General features: G+C 41.5%; 1 protein-coding gene. It reads right to left on the reverse strand.

Annotated features, from left to right (window positions below; genetic code table 11):
• A partial coding sequence (locus tag AN161_RS27130) for an IS1380 family transposase (RefSeq protein ID WP_143115100.1) occupies positions 1–648 on the reverse strand: 648 nt, incomplete at both ends.

Genomic DNA, 648 nt, shown 5'->3' on the forward strand with positions numbered 1-648 from the left:
CACATCACGGATTTCGTGTGTAGGATGCAATTCTTCCGCAAGAGCTTTTAACTTGGGGTTCGCTTTTAAACGAATAATATAGTACACGGATTCCTTCTCGCATAATTCATATAGATCAGGCACCGCGAAGCCACTATCACCACGGACAAGGTACGATTTTTCAGGAAAAACTTCGTTATAATGTTCGATAAGTGGACGCATAAAATCTACGACACCATTGGAAGTATAAACGTTTCCTGGGCGTAATTGTGCTTTCAAGAAATCACCTGTTAGCCCATCAAATACGACCAGTGGATGAAAGCCCATTATACGATAATGCGCATTGTAGGATGAATGTTCTTGGTTTCCGTATGTATCGGAATGGGTGGAATCTAAATCAAAAATCAGTGCTTTTGATTGTCGGGCATGATGAACTCTATCAAGTAACCCCTGATTCGCCACTTGAAGTTGATGTAGTGCTTGCGTATCAAAGCGCTTGAAGAATCTTGATAACGACGGTTGAGAAGCAAGTGCAGGTATACCAAGCACTTGTGTGAAAATCGGATCATGTGTTAAACGGTCCGCTGCATCATCCTCATGATAATCTGCGATGAGCTGATAAATTTTTTGACGAAGTAGCTGTTCATTTTCATGAATGCAATACGTGCG

This window comes from Lysinibacillus sp. FJAT-14222, from assembly GCF_001278875.1.
Lineage (GTDB): Bacteria > Bacillota > Bacilli > Bacillales_A > Planococcaceae > Lysinibacillus > Lysinibacillus agricola.